This is a genomic window from Bradyrhizobium sp. UFLA05-89 (genome assembly GCF_059803475.1).
Window position 1 is genome coordinate 19,402 of the sequence record NZ_JBANBA010000123.1, and the last position, 8,100, is coordinate 27,501.

Consider the following 8,100-nt stretch of genomic DNA (forward strand, 5'->3'; position numbering starts at 1 on the left):
CCCCTCGATCGCCAAAATGGTGCGGCGGCGCCGCGAAAATGCATCATGCGGAGGTCTGAATGCTGTCGCGGCCAGCGGCCGCCTCTGCCGCATGGCGCTCGATTTCGGCGCGCGTTACGGTGAGCGCGGCTTTGCCGTCTGATCCGACGATGTCGGCGCGGTCGCGGAGAGTCGCAATCATAGTGGCGGTCGTTCCGGTGACTGCGCACCATGCCGCCCATTCATCGCCCACCTCAACTGCCGTGATCATCGCGGCTGGACCTAGATCCGACCTTCGCAGGAGCAAATCGATGGCTTCGGCGGCCAGGTTTTGCTCCGCAACCCTAGAGAAATTCCCGACAGTGTCCGCGCCCACGACAGATAGTCGCGCACCGACAACTGGCGGCTGGAAAGTCTTCAAATTCTCAAGCTTCACATCCTCGAGCTTCGGAATCGGACTGCGCACGAGGTATTCATAGAGTCGTCCCCCCGTTTCTTCAAAGACGCATATCCGCGATCCCTTGTCGGTGCTGACACTGAAGGCCATGCATTGCTGGCCCTCCACGTCCATGTAGCTGCCCGCCCCGACCCCGAGTTTGAGCTCCGCCGCTGCTCCGCATGCCGCGGCGATCGTGATTTGCAGGCGATCAGTCATCTGGACGCGAATCTGATGCACGCTTTGCCAAATCCGGCGCGGCGTCAGATGTGGTTGGAGTTGGGCAAGCCGATCGATTTCGGAAGCGTACTGCTCGCGTTTTACGGCGCGCAATTCCGGCCAGCCCGCGATCCATCGGGCCGCGAGCGTGGTCATCGGCTGCTGTCGCTCCGCCTCGTAGAAGCGCTCTATCAAGTTCATCGAGGGTTGCGGCGCGCTCGGAGAATCCGTTCTGCGCTGCAGCCTCGCCGGGGTTTGCTTCCACCCACGCCACCATTTCTTGCAATATCTAGTGTTGCGCGCTCGCTCCCATCGCCTTCAGTGCCGCGAGCGCATCTTCAGATGTCGTTGGAAGCTGGTTGGCGCCCGTGTTGCCGATGAACTGGCTATGACCACCGTTGTTGACCTGAGCGAGATAATAGTCGGCGTGATATGCCTGCATGGCCACAGCCGGCATTTCATGCCGCGCGTAGATGCCGACACGTTGAATTGCGTTGACGAAATCGACGATAGCACAGGTCAGATAGTAAGCCTTCTCGGGGTTGCTAGCCGCTTCCAGCGCATCGCTAGGTACGACAACAGTTGATAAACGGCCACCTACGATCATCGCGCACCCACATTCGCCCCAATGGCGTAACGTCTTACACCTACACTTGTAACTTGCAATGAACGTCAAGCCACTGCAAGAGCGCTAGTGCCTGCGCGCCGATCGTACTGTGCGATCCTCGTCGATGTCGTCATGGGCGCGCCGCGGGACCTAATACGCCCCGACCCCATATCCGATCGCCCTGAATCCGGCGTCGGGGACATAGCGGAATTCGAACGTGAACTCGGAATTCGCATCATGCCAGGTCAGCGCGCAGCGGCTGTCGGGCAGCGACAGGAGCTTTGCGGTGTGCACATGCTTGCGCATGAAGGGCGTGAACAGCGTGTCGTAGCGTTGCAGGAATTCTGCCTCGCTCTTGACCGGGCCGCTCTGAACGTCGTGCTTGCCTTCCGCCGACCAGAACTCGACGGGAAAAGCGATCAGCTTGACGATGCGGCTCTTGTCGTTCGCATTCGCCGCGCCTTCGAAGTCAGTCCGGAAGGTCTGAAATTCCGGCCCGTTGCACGCCGGATCCTTGGCCCAACAAGGCGCGATAAAGGCGGTCACGAACAATGATGCGATCAGCAAGGCTTTCATGGGGATGCTCGGCGCCAATGTGTTGGCTCCGACGCGTGACCGCGCCAAAGCAGCCGCCCGATGCCGGGCGGCTTGCCTTGTGTCGCATCAGCGCGCCGCTGCGTTCATCCCAGATGCTTCTTGAAAAACTCCGTCGCGCGGCCCCAGGCGAGCTCGGCGGCCTCGCGGTCGTGCACGGCCTGGCGCTGCTCGTTGACGAAGGCGTGCTCGGCGTCATAGCGAAACAGCTCCAGCGACTTGCCGGCGGCTTTCATGGCCTTTTCGAAACCACCGACGAGTTCCGGGGTGCACCAATCGTCCTTGTTGGCGAAATGCGCCTGGAGCGGGATCTTGACGTCAGCGGGCTTGGCCGCCTGCTCCGGCGGGATACCGTAAAACACAACGCCGGCCGCAAGCTCCGGGATCTTGGTCGCGCCGATGATGGTCACGGCACCGCCGAGGCAAAAGCCGGTCAGGCCGACCTTGGCGCCGTTGCGCGAAAGATATTGCGCGGCGCCGCGCACGGTCTGCGTGGTGGCGTCCATGAAGTCGAGCGAGTTCATCTCGCGATTGGCCGCATCGGTGTCGTGATAGGGCACCACCTTGCCCTTGTAGAGGTCGGGCGCGAGCGCATCGAAGCCGGCAAGCGCAAAGCGGTCGCACAGGCCCTTGATCTGGTCCGACAATCCCCACCATTCCTGGATCACGACCACGCCCGGCACATTGCCGCGCGCGGCATTGGCGAGATAGCCCGAGGTATCCTTGCCGTCCGGACGCTTGAAGGTGATGACGGTGCCCATGCTTTCCTCCGACGAGTTTATGGGGTCGTTGCGGGTATTTTGGCCGTTGTATGCGCGGGGCGCAATCCACACTCCCGGCATTCCGGGTTCGATGCTGACGCATCGCCCCGGAATGACGCCAACATTAAAAAAGCCCCCTGGCGGGGGCTTTTCCATTTCCATGGCTATTCGACCGCTCAGTGCGCGTCGGCCCAGACCTTCTTCTTGGTGAAGTACATCAAGCCGGTGAAGATGATGAGGAACACGAACACCTGGAAGCCGAGCTGCTTGCGCGCCTCCATGTGCGGCTCCGCGGTCCACATCAGGAACGTGGTGACGTCCTTGGCGTATTGCGCGACCGTGGTCGGCGAACCGTCGTCATAGGTGACCTGGCCGTCGTTCAGCGGCTTCGGCATCTTGATGGCGTGGCCCGGGAAGTACTTGTTGAAGTAGGAGCCTTCCGGGATGGTCACACCCTCCGGCACCTTGTCCTCAAAGCCCTGGAGCACCGCGGCGACGTAGTCCGGGCCCTGCTCCTGGTACTGGGTGAAGAAGTCGAAGATGAACCAGGGGAAACCGCGACCATAGGAGCGTGCCTTGGTGATCAGCGACAGGTCGGGCGGCGCCGCGCCGCCATTCGCCGCGCGAGCCGCCTGCTCGTTCGGGAAGGGCGACGGGAAGTAGTCCGCCGGGCGGCCCGGGCGCTCGAACATCTCGCCCTGGTCGTTCGGACCGTCCTTGATCTTGTACTCGGAGGCAAACGCCGACGCCTGCGCCGCGGAATAGCCGGGGCCGCCGGCTTCCGCGAGGTTGCGGAAGGCGATGTAGGACAGGCCGTGGCAGTTGGAGCAGACCTCCTTGTAGACCTTCAGGCCGCGCTGGAGCGCACCGCGGTCGAACTTGCCGAAGGGACCGGCGAACGACCACTTGTTGCCTGGCGGCCTGTCCCCGCCCTCGGCGCGGGCATCGCCGAGCGTTGCTGCGAACAGCGCGCCGGCAGCAACCAGAGCAACCACGATGGAGGCCGCGACCTTGCCGCCCTTGGCAAGCACCGCATCCGCAATCGAGTTCGGCACTGGCCGCGGGGTCTCGATGCGCGAGAGCAGCGGCAGCACGATCAGGAAGTAGGCGAAGTAACAGACCGTCAGGATGCGGCCCGCGATCACGTAGATGCCCTCCGGCGGCTGCGCGCCGAGATAGCCGAGCAGTACCGCGACCACGACGAAGATCCAGAAGAACTGCTTGGCGAGCGGACGATACTTCGAGGACCTCGTCTTGGCGCTGTCGAGCCAGGGGAGGAAGGCCAGCACGATGATCGCCGAGAACATCGCGATGACACCCGCGAGCTTGTTCGGGATCGAGCGCAGGATCGCGTAGAACGGCAGGTAGTACCATTCCGGCACGATGTGCGGCGGCGTCACGCCCGGGTTCGCCGGGATGTAGTTGTCGGCGTCGCCGAGATAGTTCGGCATGTAGAAGATGAACCAGGAATAGAGGATCACGAAGCAGGATACGCCGAACAGGTCCTTGATCGTCGCATACGGCGTGAACGCCACCGTGTCCTTCTCGGTCTTGGCCTCGACGCCGTCCGGATTGTTTTGCCCGGCGACGTGCAGCGCCCAGACGTGCAGCACGACGACGCCCGCGATGATGAACGGTAGCAGATAGTGCAGCGAGAAGAAGCGGTTCAGCGTCGGATTGCCGACGGAATAGCCACCCCAGAGCAGCGTCACGATGCTCTCGCCGAAATAGGGAATGGCGGAGAACAGGTTGGTGATGACGGTGGCGCCCCAGAAGCTCATCTGGCCCCACGGCAGCACATAGCCCATGAAGCCGGTCGCCATCATCAGGAGGTAAATGATGACGCCGAGGATCCACAACACCTCGCGCGGCTCCTTGTAGGAGCCGTAGTACAGTCCGCGCAGCATGTGGACGTAGACGGCGAAGAAGAACATCGACGCGCCGCAGGCGTGCATGTTGCGGAGCAGCCAGCCGTAGTTCACGTCGCGCACGATCAGTTCGACCGACTTGAAGGCCAGATCGGCGTGCGGCGTATAGTGCATCGCCAGGATCACGCCGGTGACGATCTGCATCCCGAGCATGAAAGACAGGATGGCGCCGAAGGTCCACCAGTAGTTCAGGTTACGCGGCGTCGGATAAGCGACGAACGAGGAATGCATAAGACCAAAGATCGGCAGCCGCCGCTCGATCCATTTCAGGGCTGGATTGCTCGGCTGGTAGTCGGAGGGTCCGCTCATGATGCGATCCTGAGGAAATAAACGACGCGACGGCTCGAAGCTTCGGGCGCGGGGTCCGAAGCTCAGCCGATCTGGATTTTGGTGTCGGAGACGAACTGATACGGCGGCACCGTCAGGTTCGCGGGCGCCGGCCCCTGGCGGATGCGGCCCGAAGAGTCGTACTGCGAGCCGTGGCAGGGGCAGAAGAAGCCGTCGTAGTTGCCCTCATGGGCGATCGGGATGCAGCCGAGATGGGTGCAGATGCCGATCACGACCAGCCACTGCTCGTGCCCGGTCTTGACCCGCGCCTCGTCGGACTGCGGATCGGGCAGGCTCGCGACGTTCACCGCGCGCGCCTCGTCAATCTGCTTCTTGGTGCGATGGCTGATGTAGATCGGCTTGCCGCGCCAGAACACCTTGATGTCCTGGCCCTCGGCGACCGGGGTCAGATCGACCTCGATCGGCGCACCGGCGGCGATCGTCGAGGCGTCCGGATTCATCTGGGAAATGAACGGCCAGAGCGTCGCAACGCCCCCCACTGCCGCTGCTGCCCCCGTTGCAACGAAAAGGAAATCACGGCGTGTCGGATGGTCCGCCGAAGACGCTGTCGTCACGATTCCAACCCTTTCTTCTTATGCGACCGGCGGAACCGCCCCAGGGGGCGCCCAAAGGTCCCCAGAACAGGCTGCCGGCGCCCGCGGCCCCCCGCGGCGGCAGAACTTTGCTTGATCCGCGCCAAAACGAGCGAAACAGCAGTCCAGAATCGTTCTATTGGCACCCTTGCCGGGCGAGCGCAAGCCCGCTATCGGCGCGGAAGCGTGCAATGCACGAATTCCCGGCCCACCGATGTTTTATTGAGACAATTCCAGCCGCAACCGACCCGTCATCACGCCATGCAGATAGCGCTTTTCCAGCCCGACATTCCCCAGAACACCGGCACGATTCTCAGGCTTTGTGCCTGTCTGGACATGGCCGCCCATATCATCGAGCCGGCAGGTTTTCCCGTCTCCGACCGCCTGTTCCGCCGCGCGGGAATGGACTATCTGAACCAGGTCAGCATGACCCGTCACGACTCCTGGTCGAAATTTCAGGCCTGGCGCACGGAACAAGGGTACCGGCTGCTGCTGTTCACCACCAAGGGCGCGACCAACTACCTTGATTTTCGCTACCAGCCGTCGGACATCCTGCTGCTCGGGCGCGAGAGCGCAGGAGTCACCGACGAGGTGGTCGCGGCCGCAGATGCGCGGCTCGTCATCCCGATCAGGCCGGGGCTGCGCTCGCTCAATGTGGCGATGACCGCGGCGATGGCCGCAGGCGAAGCGCTGCGGCAGGTCCGCGATATTCAAACCTAGCGTTTCAAGGAGAGGATTTGTGAGTTACGCGGTCAAGGAGATCTTCCTGACCCTGCAAGGCGAAGGCGCCCATGCCGGGCGCGCTTCCGTGTTCTGCCGCTTTGCCGGCTGCAACCTCTGGAGCGGGCGCGAGGCCGACCGCGCCGGAGCCATTTGCCAGTTCTGCGACACGGACTTCGTCGGTACCGATGGCACGCTGGGCGGACGCTACGCCACCGCGGAGGAGCTTGCGGCGACGATCGCCGCGCAATGGACGGGAACCCAAGAAAGGCATCAAGGGAACCGTTATGTCGTGCTGACCGGTGGCGAGCCGCTCTTGCAGGTAGACGCCCCTCTGGTCGATGCGCTACATGCGAACGGCTTCGAGATCGGGGTCGAAACCAACGGTACGATCCTCCCGCCGGACGGACTCGACTGGATCTGCGTCAGTCCGAAAGCGGGAAGCGATCTCGTCGTGCGGCGCGGTCACGAGCTGAAGCTTGTCTATCCGCAAGCGCAGGCGCTGCCGGAAGCTTTCGAAGCTCTCGCCTTCGAGCGGTTCTCGCTGCAACCGATGGACGGGCCAGACGTGGCCGAGAACACCGCGCGCGCCATCGATTATTGCCTGCGCCACCCGCAATGGCGGCTCAGCGTGCAAACACACAAGACGCTCGGCATCAGGTAGCTGGCATCAGATAGGGCTGACGTTCACAAGATGTGGGAATTGACGAAATCATTTCGCTTCGAGGCGGCGCACACGCTGTCGGGTACCACTTTTGGCGCGGCGAGCGAGGAGATTCACGGCCACTCCTTCCGCGCCGAGGTGAGCTTGCGCGGCACGCCGGATCCCGTGACCGGCATGGTGGTCGATCTCGGCCTCCTCCAGCGCGCGATCGAGGATGTGCGCCTCACGCTCGACCACAAGTTCCTCAACAAGATCGAGGCGCTGGGCATCCCGACGCTTGAAAATCTCTCGCGCTACGTCTGGGAGCGCCTGGCACATCTCGGCGGGCTGACCCGCGTCAGCATCCATCGCGACAGTTGCAACGAGAGCTGCACCTATTACGGTCCGCAGAGCTAGATTCGTAGGGTGGGCAAAGCTCCGCCGAAGCTCGAAAGAGCGAAGGCGGAAGCGTGCCCACCTCTTTGGCAAACGCAGTGGCAGCGGTTGCAGAAGTGGTGGGCACGGCGCTAGAGCGCCTTTGCCCACCCTACGCGTCTCGCAAGTCGGCGACGGGAATTGCACATGGACGTTTCGATGATCGAAGACCGCAAGGCACGCGCGCGGAGCTGGTTTGAGGCTCTGCGCGACGACATCTGCGCAAGCTTCGAGCGGCTCGAGGACGACGCGCCGCAAGGTCTCCATCCCGGTGCGGCCGGCCGCTTCGTGCGCACGCCCTGGCAGCGCAGCGACCACACTGGCGCGCCCGGCGGCGGCGGCGTGATGTCGATGATGCATGGCCGCCTGTTCGAGAAAGTCGGCGTGCACTGCTCGACCGTGCATGGCGAGTTCGCCCCCGAGTTTCGCGCGCAGATCCCGGGCGCGGCAGAGGACCCACGCTTCTGGGCCTCCGGCATCTCGCTGATCGCGCACATGCGCAATCCGAACGTACCCGCCGTGCACATGAACACGCGCTTCGTCGTCACGACGAAAGCCTGGTTCGGCGGCGGCGCCGATTTGACGCCGGTGCTCGAGCGGCGGCGCACACAGGAAGACGCCGATACGATCGCCTTCCATGCCGCGATGCAGGAAGCCTGCACCGGGCCGAACGGAGTCGCCGATTACGACAAGTACAAGAAATGGTGCGACGAATATTTCTATCTGCCGCACCGGAAAGAAGCCCGCGGCATCGGCGGCATCTTCTACGACTGGCATGACAGCGGCGACTGGGACGCCGATCTCGCCTTCACCCAGGACGTCGGCCGCGCCTTCCTGAAGATCTATCCGGAGCTCGTG

At 63.1% G+C, this 8,100-nt stretch carries 10 protein-coding genes; 4 read left to right on the forward strand and 6 right to left on the reverse strand.

What is annotated here, in order from left to right:
• Window positions 1–43 precede the first annotated feature (43 nt).
• From SO139_RS38985 to petA, 6 genes are all read right to left on the reverse strand, one after another.
• A complete protein-coding gene (locus tag SO139_RS38985; protein ID WP_449380445.1) occupies window positions 44–835 on the reverse strand; it encodes a hypothetical protein in 792 nt (263 codons plus the stop codon).
• An 88-nt stretch (window positions 836–923) separates the two neighbouring features.
• Window positions 924–1,241: a DMP19 family protein gene (locus SO139_RS38990; protein ID WP_449380446.1), complete on the reverse strand. Its 318-nt coding sequence runs from the start codon at window positions 1,239–1,241 to the stop codon at window positions 924–926.
• Window positions 1,242–1,391: 150 nt separating this feature from the next.
• Window positions 1,392–1,817, reverse strand: a complete 426-nt coding sequence (locus tag SO139_RS38995; RefSeq protein WP_449380447.1) for a hypothetical protein — start codon at window positions 1,815–1,817, stop codon at window positions 1,392–1,394.
• 104 nt (window positions 1,818–1,921) lie between these two features.
• Complete coding sequence (locus SO139_RS39000) at window positions 1,922–2,596, reverse strand: dienelactone hydrolase family protein (RefSeq protein WP_449380448.1); 675 nt, start codon at window positions 2,594–2,596, stop codon at window positions 1,922–1,924.
• A 176-nt stretch (window positions 2,597–2,772) separates the two neighbouring features.
• Complete coding sequence (gene fbcH, locus SO139_RS39005; protein ID WP_449380449.1) at window positions 2,773–4,833, reverse strand: cytochrome b/c1; 2,061 nt, start codon at window positions 4,831–4,833, stop codon at window positions 2,773–2,775.
• Window positions 4,834–4,895: 62 nt separating this feature from the next.
• Window positions 4,896–5,426 carry a ubiquinol-cytochrome c reductase iron-sulfur subunit gene (gene petA / locus SO139_RS39010; RefSeq protein WP_449380450.1) on the reverse strand — a complete coding sequence of 177 codons (531 nt, stop codon included), beginning with the start codon at window positions 5,424–5,426 and terminating at the stop codon, window positions 4,896–4,898.
• A 279-nt stretch (window positions 5,427–5,705) separates the two neighbouring features.
• Between petA and SO139_RS39015 the strand changes: the two genes are divergently transcribed.
• From SO139_RS39015 to hemF, 4 genes are all read left to right on the forward strand, one after another.
• Window positions 5,706–6,164 carry a tRNA (cytidine(34)-2'-O)-methyltransferase gene (locus SO139_RS39015; RefSeq protein WP_449380495.1) on the forward strand — a complete coding sequence of 153 codons (459 nt, stop codon included), beginning with the start codon at window positions 5,706–5,708 and terminating at the stop codon, window positions 6,162–6,164.
• A 19-nt stretch (window positions 6,165–6,183) separates the two neighbouring features.
• On the forward strand, window positions 6,184–6,828 hold the full coding sequence (gene queE, locus SO139_RS39020) for a 7-carboxy-7-deazaguanine synthase (RefSeq protein WP_449380451.1): 645 nt from the start codon (window positions 6,184–6,186) through the stop codon (window positions 6,826–6,828).
• Window positions 6,829–6,858: 30 nt separating this feature from the next.
• Window positions 6,859–7,224: a 6-pyruvoyl trahydropterin synthase family protein gene (locus tag SO139_RS39025; RefSeq protein ID WP_449380452.1), complete on the forward strand. Its 366-nt coding sequence runs from the start codon at window positions 6,859–6,861 to the stop codon at window positions 7,222–7,224.
• A gap of 165 nt (window positions 7,225–7,389) precedes the next feature.
• Window positions 7,390–8,100, forward strand: a 711-nt coding sequence (gene hemF, locus SO139_RS39030; protein ID WP_498541695.1) for an oxygen-dependent coproporphyrinogen-III oxidase, incomplete at its 3' end; no start/stop codon positions are given.